Origin of the sequence: Silvania sp. (assembly GCF_051656365.1) — a bacterium.
Lineage (GTDB): Bacteria > Pseudomonadota > Gammaproteobacteria > Enterobacterales > Enterobacteriaceae > Enterobacter > Enterobacter hatchlandensis.
In genome coordinates, this window is sequence record NZ_JBOGBT010000017.1 from 89,206 (window position 1) to 106,138 (window position 16,933).

The window sequence follows — 16,933 nt, forward strand, 5'->3', positions numbered from 1 at the left end:
TACCTCACTGACCCATCCGGCACGCATCTGCTTCCCAGCGATATCCCACCCCGTACACCGCGCGAATAAACGACTGATCGGCGTCGAGCGCTTCCAGCTTGCGGCGCAGGTTTTTAATGTGGCTGTCGATGGTGCGGTCGGTCACTACCCGGTAATCGTCGTAAAGCTGGTTCAGCAGTTGCTCGCGGGAGAACACTTTTCCCGGCTCGTGCGACAAGGTTTTCAGCAGACGAAACTCCGCCGGGGTTAAATCCAGCATCTTACTGCGCCAGCTCGCCTGGAAGCGGCCTTCATCGATAATCAGCGGACTTTCGGCATCCAGCGCCTGCAGTTCACGCTTGGGCTTGCAGCGGCGCAGAATGGTTTTCACCCGGGCCACAACTTCACGCGGGCTGTAGGGTTTGCAGATGTAATCATCAGCCCCAATCTCGAGCCCCAGCAGGCGGTCGATCTCTTCGATTTTGGCGGTCACCATCACAATCGGCACTTCCGAGAAACGGCGGATCTCGCGACACAGGGTCAGGCCATCGGTGCCGGGCAGCATCAGGTCCAGCAGGATCAGATCCGGCGGCGTCTGGCGCACGTAAGCCAGCACTTTATCGCCGTGGCTGATAAGCGACGGGGCATAGCTTGCCGCCCGCAGATAGTCGATCAGGAGCTGCCCCAGCTTCGGTTCGTCCTCGACGATCAGAATTCGGGGGGTGTTTTCGTCAATCGGTAAATCAGTCATGCTTCTCTCGATAAATCGCGTTCCAGCGGTAGCTCTACTGTAATGCTAACCCCGCCAAAAGGCGAATGGGCGGCGCGGATCGTCCCGCCGTGGGCTTCAACAATGTTGACACAAATCGCCAGCCCCAGCCCGGAGCCGCCGCTGGCGCGGTTACGGGAACCTTCGGTGCGGTAAAAGCGCTCAAAGAGCTTCGTTAGCTGTTCATCGGTGACGCCCGGGGCGGTGTCGGCAAAGGTCAGGGCAAAACGCTGATCTTCGCATCTGCCGGAGATGCGCAGCGCACCCCCCGGGTCGGTATAGCGCAGGCAGTTTTCCAGTAGATTATTGAACAGCTGCATCAGCCGGTCCCGATCGCCAAAAATCACGGCGTTCTCCGGCAGCGACAGCTCAATGCGCAGATCCCGGCTGGCGAAGCGATCGCGGAAGGCGCCGCTGGCGACCTCCAGAATGTTGATCACGTCGACCGGCGCTTTTTGGTAGGCCAGCGCCCCCTCGTCGGACATCGAAAGCTGGTGCAGATCGTTGACCAGCTTGGTCAGGGTGCCAACTTCGGCCTGCAACGAAGTGACCGATTCGGGGGTGAATTTGCGGACCCCGTCCTGGATCGCCTCCAGCTCGCCGCGCAGCACCGCCAGTGGGGTGCGCAGCTCGTGGGAGATATCCGCCATAAAATCCCGGCGCATCTGCTGGTTCTTCTCCAGGGTGCTGGCGAGCTGGTTAAAGTCCTGCGCCAGCTTGCCCAGCTCGTCCTGGCTACGGGTATCCACCCGGGTCGAGAAATTGCCCGCCGCCAGCTGGTGGGTGCCGTCCACCAGCCGTTTGACCGGGGCCAACAGCCCGCGCGCCAGCGGGAAGGTGGCCAGCGCCGCCAGCAGGGTGGAGAGGGCGACGATCAACCAGCTGGTCTGGCGCTGCTGGCGGTCAAAGTTGATGTCGGTATTGCGCGTCAGTCGCTCAACCGGTGAAGCTATCACCCAGCCAACCGCCTCGCCGTTTACCAGGATTGCCCGCTTTGAGCCGTCTTCAGGTACCGGGGCGCGTGGGCCAACCAGCACGCGCTTCTGCTGGTCGACAACCCAGAACTGGGTACGCCAGCCGTGTGGCGGCATGCCCGCGCCGGGACGATCGTCGTCAGTGTCGTGCTCCAGCGAGCGCAGGATCTGGAAGACAAAGCGGTCATTGTTGCGTAAAAAACGCCAGTTGCCGTGCAGGGCATACTGCTCACCCAGCGCGTCGCTTAGCCCCTGTAGCCGCTGCTCGTTGCCGTGCTTAATGTAGTCAATAAACCCGCGCTCAAAGCTGACCCGCACCGCCCAGTGCATGGTGACCAGCAGGACGATACAGGTGGCAAAAATAGCCAGAAAAAGCTTACCGGTAATGCCGGGACGCCAGAATTTCATGGTTCACTCCTTTTGCGCCGACTGATGACGTCATTCTTGCTGGTGTCATCCGGAACCCGGGCGAACACGACGGCGGGCAGGGCGATAATCAGCGCCATGCTCATGTAGGTGTACAGGAACACCTGATGGACAACCGGGCTGTCAGCCGCCAGATGCTGCTGGCCATACATCCCCAGCAGTATCCCGGCGACGGTGACGCCGATGCTCATCGAGAGCTGCATAATCATCGACAGCAGGCTGTTGCCGCTGCTCGCCAGCTCATCGGGCAGATCTTTCAGCGTCAGGGTATTCATCGACGAGAAGCGGATAGAGTTGATTATTCCCTGGAAGAACAGCACCAGCGGCAGGACGTAATACCAGCCCAGCAGGGCGACGCCCATAAACAGCAGGCTCACCAGCGCCAGCCCCAGCGTGGAGGCCACCAGCACCCGGCGATAGCCAAAGTAGTTCACCACCTGCACCACGATCCGCTTCATCCCCATGCTGCCCAGCACCATCGGGATCATCATCAGCCCGGCGTGGAACGGGGAAAAGCCGAGCCCAATCTGCAGGAATACCGGAGTCATAAACGGCAGCATGCCGCTGCCGATGCGCCCGGCAAAGCTGCCGAGCAGCCCCAGACGGTAGGTGGGATTGCGAAACAGCGTCAGGCTGAACAGGGCGCGGTCATTGCCTCTGGCATGCCACAGATACCACAGAATCGATATCACCCCAATTGCCACCAGCCCGACCAGCGACAGGGTGGAGATCCCGAGCCCCTTCTGACCGTCAAGGGCCAGCGTCAGCGTCGCCATCCCGGCCGCCAGCAGGAAAAAGCCTACCAGATCGAAGCGTCGTGTCTGCATGGTGTAGTTCGGCATCAGCATTAAGGTGGCAATCGCCCCGACAATGCCCACTGGGAGGTTAATCAGGAAGATCCAGTGCCAGGAGGCGTACTCCACCAGCATCCCGCCGAGCGCCGGACCGAGCAGCGGCCCGACCTGACCGGGCAGGGTGACGAAAGTCATCGCCGCCATGTACTGCGCCCGCGGCACGATTTTCATCACCGTTAACCTACCCACCGGCACCATCATCGCTCCGCCGACGCCCTGCAGCACCCGAGCCATAATCAGCTCATTGAGGGTGTCGGCCTGGGCGCAAAACAGGGAACCGGCGGTAAACAGCACAATGGCGGTAAAGAAGATATTACGTACCCCGACCCTGTCCGCCAGCCAGCCGCTGGCGGGCAGCATCACCGCCACCGTCAGCACGTAGGCGACAATCACCATATGCATATGCAGCGGGCTCTCTCCCAGGCTTTTGGCCATCGAGGGAAGGGCCGTATTAACGATGGTGGTATCCAGCGCCTGCATAAAAAAGCCAAAGGCGACAATCCATAGCTGCCAGCGAACGTTGCGCGGAAGGTCAGTCATTTATCCCCTTACCGTCTCTCTGTTTTTAGATGAAAAACGCACCCGCAGGCGGTCAAAGAACAGATAGACCACCGGCGTGGTGTACAGCGTCAGCAGCTGGCTCATCACCAGACCGCCAACAATGGTGATCCCCAGCGGCTGGCGCAGCTCCGCACCGTCGCCGGCGGAAATCACCAGTGGCAGCGCGCCAAACAGCGCCGCCAGGGTGGTCATCATGATCGGGCGAAAACGCAGCAGGCAGGCCTGGAAGATGGCTTCCTGCGGCGTCATATTGCCGTTGCGCTGCGCCTCGATCGCAAAGTCGACCATCATGATAGCGTTCTTCTTGACGATGCCGATCAGCAGCATAATGCCGATCAACGCAATCAGGCTGAACGGCGCACCAAACAGCTCCAGTGCCAGCAGCGCCCCGACGCCCGCCGAGGGCAGGGTCGAGAGGATGGTCAGCGGATGGACGTAGCTCTCATACAGAATGCCCAGCACGATATAGACCGTGGCAATCGCCGCCAGAATCAAAATCACCTGCGAGTTCATGGTCTGCTGGAACACCTGTGCGGTCCCGGCAAAACTGCCGCGCACCGTTGATGGCACCCCGAGCTGGGTCATGGTGCGGGCGATCGCCTCGCTGGCTTCAGAGAGCGACGAGCCGGTCGGCAGGTTAAACGACACGGTCGACGCCGCCGACAGCCCCTGATGGTTGACCGATAGGGGGGCGTTAGCCGGTCGCCAGCTGGCGAAATAAGATAGCGGAATCGCCTTACCGTCGTTATTGATCACAAACATCTTATCCAGCGCGCTGATATCCTGGGTATAGCGCGGATCGACCTCCATCACCACCTTGTACTGGTTCATCGGCTGATAGATGGTTGAGATCTGCCGCTGGCCAAAGGCGTTGTTCAGCAGGCTGTTGGCGGCTTCGACGTTGATCCCCAGTCGCGACATGGTTTCCCGGTCATAGGTCAACGCCATTTCGGCGCCGTTGTCCTGCTGGTCGGAGTTTACGTCCGCCAGCTCCGGCAGCGCCGCCAGCGCTTTACGGATTTTCGGCTCCCATTCGCGCAGCGCAGCGAGATCGTCCGACAGCAGGGTGTACTGATAGCTGGCGTTAGACTGACGCCCGCCAACGCGAATATCCTGCACCGCCACCAGGAACATATTCGCTCCCGGCTCTTTTGCCAGCTTGATGCGCAGGCGGTCGATCACCTGCTGGGCGCTTTCGTTACGCACGTCGCGCGCCTTGAGGGTGATAAACATCATCCCGCTGTTGACCCGCGAGCCGCCGGTAAAGCCGGTGACGTTATCCACGGCGTCATCTTCGCGGATGATCTTCATGAAATCCTGCAGCTTGCCGCGCATCGCCTGGAACGAGATGCTCTGGTCGGCCTGAATGCCGCCCATCAGCACTCCGGTGTCCTGCTCCGGGAAGAAGGTTTTCGGGATGGTAATATACATCCAGACGTTGAGCACGATGGTGCCAATGAGCACCAACCCGACGATTCGGGTGTGGTTCAGCACCCATTTTAACGATTTACCGTAGCCTTCCTGCAGGGCGATCAGCATCCGGCCAAAGCCTTTGGTACGCGGCTGGGAGTGGGGCGGGCTGCGCTTAAGCATCCAGCCACACATCATCGGGGTCAGGGTCAGCGACACCGCCAGCGAAATGCCAATCGCCACCGACAGGGTGACCGCAAACTCGCGCAGCAGGCGCCCCGGCAGGCCGTCCATCAGCAGCAGCGGCAGGAACACCGCCACCAGCGACAGGCTCATCGACAGCACCGTAAAGCCCACTTCGCGCGTGCCCTGCAGTGCCGCCTGCAGCGGCTTCATCCCGGCTTCAAGGTGGCGGGAGATATTCTCCAGCACCACGATGGCATCATCCACCACAAAGCCGGTGGCGATGGTCAGGGCCATCAGCGACAGGTTGTTGAGGCTAAAGCCGCACAGGTACATGGCGGCGAAGGTGCCAATCAGCGACACCGGTACCGCCACGGCGGGGATCAGCGTTGCGCGCCCGGAGCGCAGGAACAGGAACACCACCAGAATCCCCTGCGCCACCGAGATAATCAGCGACTGTTCCACTTCTTCCAGCGAGGCACGAATGGTCGGTGAGCGGTCCTGGGCAATCTGCAGGTCGATAGCCGCCGGAATGGTCTCCTGCAGTTCCGGCAGCCGCGCGCGGATGCTGTTTACCGTCTGGATAATATTGGCTTCCGGCAGCTTGCGGATCATCAGCAGAATGGCCGGTTTAGCATTGGTCATCCCGGCGTTACGCACGTCCTGCACCGAGTCGGTAACGCTCGCCACGTCGCTTAAGCGCACTGCCGCGCCGTTGTTGTAGTGAATAATCAACGGCTGATATTCGGCGGCGGTTTTCAGCTCATCGTTGGTCTGGAGCTGCCAGCGGCGCGAACCGTCCTCCACCGCGCCCTGCGGCTTGCGCACGTTAGCGTTGCTGATGGCGCTGCGCACGTCGTCCAGCGAAACGCCCTGGTTAAAGAGCGCCTGCGGGTTCAGCCCGACGCGTACCGCGGGCAGGGAGCTGCCGCCGACGTCCACATCCCCCACGCCGTCGATCTGGGCGATGGTTTGCGCCAGCTGGGTGGAGGCAAAATCGTACAGCTGACCCTGAGAGTAGGTGTCCGAGGTCAGAGTCAGGATCATGATCGGCGAATCGGACGGGTTCGCTTTGCGGTAGGTTGGCCGGCTCGGCATTCCGCTTGGCAGCAGGCTCTGGGCGGCATTGATCGCCGCCTGCACGTCCCGCGCTGCGCCGTTGATATCGCGGTTAAAGTTAAATTCCAGAATGATGCGCGTGCTGCCCAGCGAGCTGCTGGAGGTCATTTCGTTGACCCCGGCAATGCGCCCGAGCGAGCGCTCCAGCGGCGTGGCGACCGACGAGGCCATGGTTTCCGGCGAGGCTCCGGGCAGCGAGGCGCTGACCATGATCACCGGGAAATCCACCTGCGGCAGCGGGGCTACCGGCAGCAGGCGAAAGCCCAGCACGCCGCACAGGGTAATGGCCAGAGAGAGCAAAATCGTCGCTACCGGGCGGTAAATGAAGAGGGCGAAAAACTTCACTTACGCCTCCTCTTCACGCGTCGGGAAACGCGCCTTGATCTTCAGCGCCAGGCTGTCGAACAGCAGGTAAATCACCGGGGTGGTAAACAAGGTCAGCACCTGGCTCACCAGCAGGCCGCCAACCATGCCAATCCCCAGCGGACGCCGCAGCTCGGCCCCGACGCCGGTACTGAGCATCAGCGGCAATGCGCCTAACAGCGCCGCCAGAGTGGTCATCAGGATCGGACGAAAACGCAGCAGACAGGCCTGGAAGATGGCCTCCCGCGGCGCCATCCCCTGCTCGCGCTCGGCGGCAAGGGCAAAGTCGATCATCATGATGGCGTTCTTCTTGACGATACCGATCAGCAGGATGATGCCGATTATCGCAATCACGTCCAGCTCGCTGCCAGCCAGCATCAGCGCCAGTAACGCCCCGACGCCCGCGGTCGGCAGGGTCGAGAGAATGGTGATCGGGTGGATAAAGCTCTCGTACAGCACGCCAAGGACGATATACATCGCCACCACCGCCGCGACGATCAGCCATATGGTGTTGCCGAGCGCCGCCTGGAAGGCGAGAGTGCTGCCCTGGAACTGGGTCTGGATCTCGGACGGGAAGCTGAGATCTTTCTCGGCGGCGAGAATGGCTTCGACCGCCTCGCCCAGCGAATAGTCGTCCGGGACGTTAAACGAGATGGTGGTGGACGGGAACTGATCCAGATGGTTAATCGCCAGCGGGGTATAACGCTCTTCCACTTTCGCAATCGCGCTCAGCGGCACAATGCCGCCGCTGCTGCTGGTCATGCGCACCGAGTCGAGCCCTGCCAGACCCGGGGTCTGCCGGGTGTCGTGCTCCAGCACCACCCGATACTGGTTGGCCTGGGTGTAGATGGTGGAGATCAGCCGCTGACCGAAGGCGTTATACAGGGCGTTATCGACATCCGCCATGCTAATGCCCAGCCGGCTGGCGCTGTCGCGATCGACGTTGATGTAGGCCGCCAGCCCTTTGTCCTGCCAGTCGCTGCTGACGTCCGAGAGCTGCGGCAGCTGCTGCAGGCGTGTTACCAGTTGCGGCACCCAGGTGCTGAGGGCGTCCAGGGTGGTGGCCTGCAGGGTGAACTGGTACTGGGTCCGGCTGACGGTGGTATCAATAGTAAGATCCTGGGTCGGCTGCAGATACAGCGCCACGCCCGGCACCCGGGCCACGGCGCTTTGCAGACGCTCGATCACCGTGTTCACCCGGTCATCACGATCGCTTAGCGGTTTGAGGTTAATCTGCAGGCGGGCGCTGTTCAGCGACGGATTCGTGCCGTCGACGCCAACAAACGAGGTCAGGCTTTCGACCGCCGGATCTTTCATCACCACTTCCGCCACCTGCTGCTGGCGCTGGGCCATGCTGGCAAACGACACCGACTGCGGCGCCTGCAAGGTGCCCTGAATAATGCCGTTATCCTGGATCGGGAAAAAGCCCTTGGGGATCATCACCCACAGCAACACGCTCAGGGCCAGGGTGCCCAGCGCCACGCCGAGGGTCGCCCACGGATGGTTCAGCACTTTGGTCAGCATCCGGCCATAGGCGGCAATAATGCGCTCGAACATCCGCTCAGAGGCGCGGGAGAAACGGTTTTGCTTGCGCAGGGACTCGGCGCTGAGCATGCGGGCGCACATCATCGGGGTCAGCGTCAGCGACACCACGGCGGAGATCAGGATTGCCACCGCCAGGGTCACCGCAAACTCGCGGAACAGACGCCCGACAATATCCCCCATAAACAGCAGCGGGATCAGCACCGCAATCAGTGAGAAGGTCAGCGAGATAATGGTAAAGCCGATCTCGCCCGCGCCTTTCAGCGCCGCCGCCAGTGGCTTTTCGCCCTTCTCGATATAGCGTGAGATGTTTTCGATAACCACAATGGCGTCATCCACCACAAAGCCGGTGGCGATGGTCAGGGCCATCAGCGTCAGGTTGTTGATCGAGAAATCGAGAAACACCATTACCGCAAAGGTGCCAATCAATGACAGTGGCACCGCCACGGCGGGAATAATGGTCGCCGGCACGTTGCGCAGGAACAGGTAGATGATCATCACCACCAGCGCCATCGCCAGCATCAACTCAAACTGGGTATCGTTGACCGAGGCACGAATGTTGGTGGTGCGATCCGACAGCACTTTAACGTTGACCGACTTTGGCAGGCTCTCAATCAGCTGGGGAAGCATGGCGCGAATGCTGTCGGCGGTATCAATAATATTGGCCCCCGGCTGGCGCTGGACGTTCATCACAATCGCCTGCTGCTGGTTAGCCCAGGCCCCGAGCCAGCTGTTTTCTGCCCCTTGTTCTACGGTGGCCACGTCGCCAAGACGGATAGCCGCACCGTTCTGGTACGCGACAATCAGCTGGCGATATTCATCGGCAGACTGCATCTGATCGTTGGCCGAGAGCGTCACCGCCCGGCTTGGACCATCGAGGGAGCCTTTTGCCGAGTTGACGTTGGCGCTGCTGATGGCGGTGCGGATGGTTTCGCTGGTCAGCCCCAGAGCGGCAATCGCCTGAGCGTTCAGTTTGACGCGCACGGCCGGGCGCTGGCCGCCGGAGAGCGTCACCAGCCCGACGCCGGAGACCTGAGAGATCTTCTGCGCGACGCGGGTTTCAACCATGTCTTCGACCTGGGTCATCGGCATGGCGGACGAGGTGACGGCAAGCGTCATGATCGGCGGATCCGCCGGGTTGACTTTGCTGTACACCGGCGGGTTGGGCAGGTCTGACGGCAGCAGGTTGGTGGCGGCGTTGATCGCGGCCTGCACCTCCTGCTCGGCCACGTCCAGCGGCAGGGTCAGCTGAAACTGCAGTGTTACCACCGACGCGCCGCCGGAGCTTTGCGAGGACATCTGTTTCAGGCCCGACATCTGGCCGAACTGGCGTTCTAAGGGGGCGGTGATTGCCGAGGTCACCACGTCCGGGCTGGCGCCAGGGTAGAGCGTCACCACCTGGATGGTGGGGTAATCCACTTCGGGCAATGCAGAGACCGGCAGGAAACGGTAGCCGATGATCCCCGCCAGCAGGATCGCCACCATCAGCAGGGTGGTGGCAACCGGGCGCAGGATAAACAGGCGTGACGGCCCGCCCGTGGAGCTGGGTGGTAACACCTGCATCAGGAATGTGCTCCCTGGGTTTTACGTTCACGTTTGGCCGGTTGAGCCGGGGTGGCGCTGTGTGCTTCGACCACTTCGACGGTGGCCCCTTCGGTCAGACGATCGATCCCGTCAGTGACCACGCGGTCACCCGCTGACAGCCCGGCGGCGATCACCACGGTCTGGCTGTTCTGAATACCCGTTTTCACCAGATGCTTGCTGACCTTGCTTTCGCTGTTCAGCACCCAGACGAAGTTGCCTTCGTTACCCATCTGCAGCGCTGCAGTCGGGATCACCACTGCGTTCTCTTCGGTGGCGACCAGCATCCGGGCGTTAACAAACTGGTTCGGGAACAGGGCGTCATCCTGATTGCTAAAGCGCGCTTTCAGCTTGATGGTGCCGGTGGTGGTGTCGATCTGGTTGTCCAGGCTCAGCAGGGTACCGTCGCTGAGCTTCTGCTTGTTAGCCCGGTCCCAGGCTTCTACCGTCAGCGGCTGGCCCGCTTTCTGGGCCTGCATCACCGTGGCGATATCGCTTTCCGGCAGGGTGAAAATCAGGTCGATAGGGTGGGTCTGGGTGATCACCACGATCCCGGTGGTATCCCCGCTGGAGATCTGGTTGCCGATATCCACCTGTTTTAAGCCCACGCGCCCGTCAATAGGGGCGGTGATGCGGCTCCAGTCCAGCTGCAGCTGAGCGCTGGCGACGGCGGCTTGATCGGCTTTAATCGTGCCAAGGCTTTCATTGACCAGCGCCTGCTGGGCGTCGAGCTCCTGGCGGGAGACGAGGTTGGTTTTTACCAGCTGCTGGTAACGTGCCAGATCGCGGCGGGCATTGGCTAGGGTGGCGCTATCTTTCGCCAGCTGCCCCTGGGCCTGGGCCAGCGCCACTTTGAACTGGCTGGGGTCGACTTCGGCCAGCAGATCGCCAGCTTTCACCTGCTGGCCTTCCTGGAAGTGCAGAGCCAGCAGCTGTCCATCAACACGGCTGCGGACGGTGGCGGTATTGGCGGCGGTGATCGTGCCGAGGCCGGAGAGATAGCGCGGCACGGATTGACTGACGGCGGTCGCGGCCTGCACCGGTGCCAGCGCACCGCCGCGCATCCCGTGGCGTCCACCGCCCGCAGCGCGCGGCGGCTGGCTGGTAGCACCGGCGGGCGCCGACGAGTGTTGATGCCAGTACCAGGCGGCGGCAAGGGCCACCACAATGATGCCAGCGGCGATTGCCCAGCGGGATTTTTGACGGCCTTTCATCGTTATACGTACTCTTCCTGAATCAATGCGGGAAATGATACTAGTTTAGTCAGGCAGGGGAGCAGAAAAATGGAGGAAATATGGAACACTGTCTGGAATTGTCTGATTAGGGGCAGTGCCGGGCGGCGCAGCACCGCCCGGCGATGGGGACTTAGCTAAAGACCACCTGTGCCCAGCGGGCCAGCCCGGCGGTGACGGAACCAAAGTCATCGCCTCCGGCAATCGGAATGCCTGGCAGCTGCTGTGCCAGTGCTTTCTTGATCAGCGGCGAACGGGCGCTACCGCCGGTCAGGTAAATCACGTCCGGCTGTTCGTTGCCATTATCCAGCGCCAGCTGCACCTGCTCCAGAATGCGCTGCAGCGGCTGGGCAAGCGCCGCTTCCAACCCCTGCTGGCTGATGGCGGTGGCCAGCTCATCGCTGATAAACGGCAGGGTTACGGCATGTTCCACCGCCTCTGACAGGGCGATTTTGCTCTCTTCGGCGCTGCGCACCATCCGGTAGCTCAGGCGCTGACGCCAGACCTTATGCAGCAGGGCCACTTTGTCGCCGTCCTGCGCGTCGCGCACCAGATCGTTGAGGAAACGGCCGTTGGCAACGCTGTAGAAATCGCTTTGCGCGGGTACGTCATTGATCGCCACTGCGTTCCACCACGGCAGGATCGGCAGCGCGGTGCCTTTCTCCGTCTGTCCGCCCATACCGAGCAGCGGCATCAGGCTCTTAAAGGCCAGCGCAATATCCAGATCGTTACCGCCGATGCGGCAGCCGCTGTGTCCCAGCAGGCTGGTTTCGCGATCGCGACGCTGATGCCACTGCGGGCCCATCAGCAGCAGCGAACAGTCGGTGGTCCCGCCGCCGATATCGACGACCAGCACGCGTTTTTCTTCCGTGAGGGTTGCTTCAAAATCCAGACCGGCGGCAACGGGTTCGTACTGGAACACCACGTCGCGGAAACCGGCCCGCTGGGCGGCACGCTCAAGAATACCCTGCGCCTGCTGGTTGGCCTCATCGCCCCCCAGCCCCTGGAAGTTGATCGGGCGACCAATTACTGCCTGGGTTATCTCATCCGTCAGCTGGGACTGCGCCTGCTGGCGAATATGCAGCATCATGGCGCAGACCAGATCTTCAAACAGCGCCACCTGCTGTGGCTTCAGGCCGCTGGCACCGAGGAACGATTTCGGTGACTTAACGAAGTACACCTCTTCCGGATCCTCAATATAGTGACCCAGTGACGACAGGCCGAACTGCACGCTGGCCGGGGTCACGTCGATATCTTCGTCGCGGTTAAAATTCACTGCGCGGCGCAGCAGCGCCTGCGTTTCCGTGCCGGTGGCCGGAACCTGATGATGGCGGTACAGCCACTCGCTCACCGCTTCGCGGGTCGGGGCGCAGATCATCGACGGCAGCAGCGTGCTGTTGTTTTCCATTTTGAGCAGCTGTGGCTGCCCGTTTTGCATCACCGCAACGGAACAGTTGGCGGTGCCATAGTCAAATCCAATAAACACTGCAGGATCCCCATGCCATTGAGAAGGGGCGAGACTTTAGCGAAATGTCAGGCTGGCGACAACTGGAATATGAAAGCAAGGCACAACGGCCAAACTCCGTTTATGCTGTGACAACACCAAAAAGGAGCAACCATGTTTACCCTCAGCTGGCAGCCACCCTATGACTGGCAATGGATGTTTGATTTTCTCGCCGCCCGTGCGCTGAAGGGCGTGGAAACTGTTACCGCCACCGACTATACGCGCAGTTTTGCCTACGACGGGCATCGGGGACTGATCCGCGTGACGCCAAATCTGCGTGCCAGCACGTTACAGGTTACGCTGAGCGATGGCCTCCTGCCTGTCCGGGAACAGTGCCTGGCGCGCATCGCCCGTCTCTTCGATCTGGATTGCGACCCACAGCAGATAGTACAGGCCCTCGGGGATCTCGGTGAGGCGCGGCCCGGTTTACGCCTGCCGGGCTCGATGGATGCGTTTGAACAAGGCGTACGCGCCATTCTTGGCCAGCTGGTCAGCGTGGCGATGGCGGCGAAGCTGGCCGGGAGGGTGGCGGCGCTGTACGGCGAGCCCCTGGCGCAGACTGACTACGTCTGTTTTCCGACACCTGCCGCGCTGGCAAAGGCCGACCCGCTGGCGCTGAAAGCGCTGGGGATGCCGGTCAAGCGGGCGGAATCGTTGATTCATCTGGCGCAGTCGGTGGTAGCGGGGGATTTTCCGACGCAGACGCCAGACGATATCCACAGTGCGATGAAAGCCCTGCAAACCCGGCCAGGAATTGGCCGCTGGACGGCAAACTATTTCGCCCTGCGTGGCTGGCAGGCGAAAGATGTCTTTTTAGCGGACGATTATCTGATTAAGCAGCGCTTTGCGGGCATGACGCCTGCGCAAATCCGCCGCTATGCCGAGCGCTGGCAGCCGTGGCGATCTTACGCCCTGCTGCACATCTGGTATACCGAAGGCTGGGCGCCATCAGTTGATGGCGAAATAGCTGGTATTCAGTAGCAGTTCCAGCGGCTGCGGTTCGCCAATGGTGTCGCCGAAGATATAGTCGATGCCAATTCCGGACAGGGTGTCCATCATGATTGGTTGATTGCTTGGCCCGGCGATGGTTTTCATCCCCAGCCGTACGGCGTGGCCCTGAATAATGGTCACCAGCATCTCGTCCATCAGATTGCCGTGGACGTTGACCACCAGCTCCGGGTCGATCAGCAGATAGTCGGCCATGTGAGTATTGAGGTGATTGAACACGTCCATGTCGCGCCCGACGTGGCTGAGGACAATCCGGCATCCGGCATGGCGCAGCTTCTGCAGATTGACGCGGATGTTGTCATCTGCCTGCGTCAGCACGCTGACGTGCACCACCAGATGCAGGAGTCGCGACGGGAGCAGGCTTTTGGCCAGCATCTCCAGCAACTCATCCACCAGCGTAATACTGGCCAGTCCGGCCATCGACAGCGGCAGAGCCACGCCCATGCCTTTATGGGTCAGCGGCGCGGCGAAATTGCGGAAAAACTCCTGCAAAATGCGTCGGTCGAGGGCGTGGATCAGCTCAGGCTCGGCCAGCCCGGCCCGGAAGGCCTGTTCTTCCAGCATCTTTCCTTCGCTGGTCCACAGGCGCAGAGAGAGCATCCAGAAGTTGCTGCTTTCAGGAATCCGTGGGGAGGCGACGCTGCGGGCAATCATCAGCAAATGGTTGTCTTTGATCATATGCCACTGCTCATCCAGCGAGATGGCGTCCTGGGCGTTCTGCGCGCGTTCCTGCTGCGGCTCATACACCGTCACTACGCCGCGGCCGCTGTTTTTCGAGGAGTAGCAGGCGATATCGGCCTGCGACATCACTTCGGCCGCCTGATGGTTGCGCTCGTCAATCTGGGTGATCCCGGCGCTGGCGCCAATCCGGTGCAGACGGCCTTCCCAGAGAAAGTGGTACTCGTTAATCGCCGTAATCAGGCGACCGACGATGTAGCGCGCGCTTTCCGTGTTGCAGTCCGGCAGCAGCAGGCCAAATTCATCCCCGCCCAGACGTGCCAGCATATCGCTGGAGCGCAGCATGCTCAGCATCAGCGAAGAGAGCTCCCGCAGCAGAGCATCGCCCGCCGCGTGACCTGCGGTATCGTTGACGGCTTTAAAGCGGTCCAGATCGATAAACACCAGCGCATGACGCTGGCGCGTCTCCTGCACGGTCTGCAGCATCCGCTTGAGATAGCTTTCGAAGCTGACGCGGTTTGCCAGGTGGGTGAGGGCGTCGTGGGAGGCGTTGTAGCTCAGCTCGCGCAGCATTTTGCGCGATTCGGTCACGTCCTGGATCACCAGCACCGAGCCGATATTCTGCCCGTCGAGAGTGCTTAGCGGCGTAATGCTGTAGTGGATGTCGTAGCTGCCGCCGCTGCGGCTGTGGAGAACAACGTCCTGTTCCATATCCGAACGGGACATATCGCCGCTGTGAATATTTTCCATCAGCGGGCCGTTATCGCCGAAGGTGATGTGCAGTACCGAGAGGATCGGCTGGGACATCGCTTCATGCTGCAGCCAGCCGCTCATTTTTTCCGCCACCGGGTTCATAAAGGTGACGTTCATATTGATATCGGTACAAAGCACCGCTTCGCCGATGGAGTCGAGCGTAATGTGCAGACGCTCTTTTTCCTGGAACAGCGCCTCGTTCAGCTCTTTGACCTCGGTCATGTCCATATTGATGCCGAGCAGACGCTCCACTTCGCCCTGCTTATTCAGCACCCGGTTCGCCAGGGCGCGGATGTGGCGCACGCCGTCTTTCACCCGGATACGGAACTCAATCTTGAACGGGGTGCGGGCTGCCAGCGAATCGCGCACCACCTGTTCGGCCTGGGCGCGATCTTCCGGCAGCATACATTCATGCCACAGCTGCCAGGTGGGCTTGATGTGCGCAGGCACTTCGTACAGATCGAACATGCGCTTGTCCCAGCTGATCACGTCCGGTTTAACGTCCCACTCCCAGATGCCAATCCCGCCTGCTTCGTTGGCCAGCGTAATACGCTCCATCAGACGCTTATTGACCCACTCGGTATGCTTAAGATCGTTGATGTCTTCAATCTGGGCGATAAAGTACAGCGGCGTGCCGTCGGCGTGACGTACCAGCGATACCGCCAGCAGCGCCCAGACCACGTCGCCGTTGCGGGTGTAGTAGCGTTTCTCCAGCGAATAACTGTTTATTTCGCCTCTGAGCAGCCGCTCCAGCTGTTCCACATCGTTGTGCAGATCTTCCGGCCAGGTCATCTGCTGGAAGCTCAGGGACTGAAGCTCGGACTGGCTGTAGCCGAGAAACTGACACAGTGCTTTGTTAGCCTGCAGCCACTGGCCTTCGATGCCGACCAGCGCCATGCCGATGACGGAATACTCCATCGCATTACGGAACCGCTCTTCGCTCTCAGTGATGTGTTTACGCTCGGCGCGGAAGGCATACATCACCATGGTCATCACGTTGGCGGGGATCAGCATCATCAGGAACGGCAGCCACGGGGCATTGACCATCGCGCTGGCGTTTTGGGTCACCAGCGCGATCGGGTTGGCGGCTATCATCAGCGACACCATCATCACCGTCACCAGGAACACCAGAAACGCTTCAAGGCGCGGCAGGCGTACGGCGCTCCACATCAGCAGCACGATAATGGCGGTGAAAGGCCACGGCAGAAAACGCAGCGAGATCCAGCTCAGCAGCATGGTGACCGCCATGGTGACCAGCGTTTCTAACAGCAGTCGGGGATTGCGATGACGCAGCAGGTAGTGCGGTTTGAACAGCAGGCCCAGCGGCACCAGCGCCAGCGAGCCGATCGACTCTGAGAGCACCCACACCAAAAAGTTGCGCAGCGGCGCATCGCCCGGCGCCAGAAAATAGACCAGCACGCCACCCAGCACCGGCGGGATCAGGGCGCTGCCAATCGCCAGGCGGATCCAGTCCCCGAGATTCTGCAGCGGATTATACCAGGGCAGCAGTTTGCGCAGCAGCAGGGCGCCGACGCAGGCTTCCAGCACGTTGATCGTCACATACCAGAGATTGATCATCTCCCAGGAGAACAGCATCCAGGAGGCACCGAGATTACCTAAGGTGCAGGCGAGCGCGATCCCCGGCCACATCTTCCCGGCGTGGCGATAGAACGCCACCATCATAATGGCGGTCGGGAACCATAGCGGTGCGAGAAACGTGCCGAAACGCGTTAATTCGAGTGAGAAAAGGGTAAAGATAAAGGTAAGTAAACCAAGACTGACAAGCCGTAGTAAAGGATGGGGCGTAGTGACTAAAACGCGCTGGTATTTTTTATTCATTACCGCTTATCCGAAGACGCCATACCGCCAGGAGTCAACTCCGGACGCGTTCATTTTTTAATTTCGATCATGCTAGTACAAACAATTTACAATTAATATGGTGTCTGCTCATAATTTGACATCGCAGGGTTATTAAATACTTATCCTGCAAAAAATTC

Annotated in this window: 9 protein-coding genes; 1 reads left to right on the plus strand and 8 read right to left on the minus strand. The window is 60.7% G+C overall.

The window, feature by feature from the left end; all coding sequences use genetic code 11:
- Positions 1 to 4: 4 nt before the first annotated feature.
- The 7 genes from baeR to yegD all read right to left on the minus strand — a co-directional run bounded on the left by baeR (position 5) and on the right by yegD (position 12,479).
- Complete coding sequence (gene baeR, locus ACRDD5_RS03200) at positions 5 to 730, minus strand: two-component system response regulator BaeR (RefSeq protein ID WP_271282185.1); 726 nt, start codon at positions 728 to 730, stop codon at positions 5 to 7.
- Positions 727 to 2,130: a two-component system sensor histidine kinase BaeS gene (baeS, locus tag ACRDD5_RS03205; protein WP_438675902.1), complete on the minus strand. Its 1,404-nt coding sequence runs from the start codon at positions 2,128 to 2,130 to the stop codon at positions 727 to 729. The genes baeR and baeS overlap by 4 nt, the downstream gene beginning before the upstream one ends.
- Positions 2,127 to 3,542, minus strand: coding sequence for an MFS transporter (locus ACRDD5_RS03210; RefSeq protein WP_438675903.1), 1,416 nt, complete (start codon positions 3,540 to 3,542; stop codon positions 2,127 to 2,129). The genes baeS and ACRDD5_RS03210 overlap by 4 nt, the downstream gene beginning before the upstream one ends.
- The gene (gene mdtC, locus ACRDD5_RS03215; protein WP_438675904.1) at positions 3,543 to 6,620 is read right to left on the minus strand and encodes a multidrug efflux RND transporter permease subunit MdtC; all 3,078 of its coding nucleotides are present in this window, start codon (positions 6,618 to 6,620) and stop codon (positions 3,543 to 3,545) included.
- Complete coding sequence (locus tag ACRDD5_RS03220; RefSeq protein ID WP_438675905.1) at positions 6,621 to 9,743, minus strand: MdtB/MuxB family multidrug efflux RND transporter permease subunit; 3,123 nt, start codon at positions 9,741 to 9,743, stop codon at positions 6,621 to 6,623.
- Complete coding sequence (locus ACRDD5_RS03225) at positions 9,743 to 10,975, minus strand: MdtA/MuxA family multidrug efflux RND transporter periplasmic adaptor subunit (RefSeq protein WP_438675906.1); 1,233 nt, start codon at positions 10,973 to 10,975, stop codon at positions 9,743 to 9,745. Before ACRDD5_RS03225 ends, ACRDD5_RS03220 begins: the two co-directional genes overlap by 1 nt.
- Before the next feature lie 151 nt (positions 10,976 to 11,126).
- Positions 11,127 to 12,479, minus strand: coding sequence for a molecular chaperone (yegD, locus tag ACRDD5_RS03230; protein ID WP_438675907.1), 1,353 nt, complete (start codon positions 12,477 to 12,479; stop codon positions 11,127 to 11,129).
- A gap of 132 nt (positions 12,480 to 12,611) precedes the next feature.
- Between yegD and alkA the strand changes: the two genes are divergently transcribed.
- Positions 12,612 to 13,478 (plus strand): DNA-3-methyladenine glycosylase 2, encoded by an 867-nt coding sequence (gene alkA / locus ACRDD5_RS03235; RefSeq protein ID WP_438675908.1) that lies wholly within the window; start codon positions 12,612 to 12,614, stop codon positions 13,476 to 13,478.
- Here the strand turns inward: alkA and ACRDD5_RS03240 are convergent.
- Entirely contained in the window at positions 13,446 to 16,775 is a 3,330-nt protein-coding gene (locus tag ACRDD5_RS03240; protein WP_438675909.1) for a diguanylate cyclase, read from the minus strand. The genes alkA and ACRDD5_RS03240 overlap by 33 nt on opposite strands.
- Between the last annotated feature and the right edge of the window lie 158 nt (positions 16,776 to 16,933).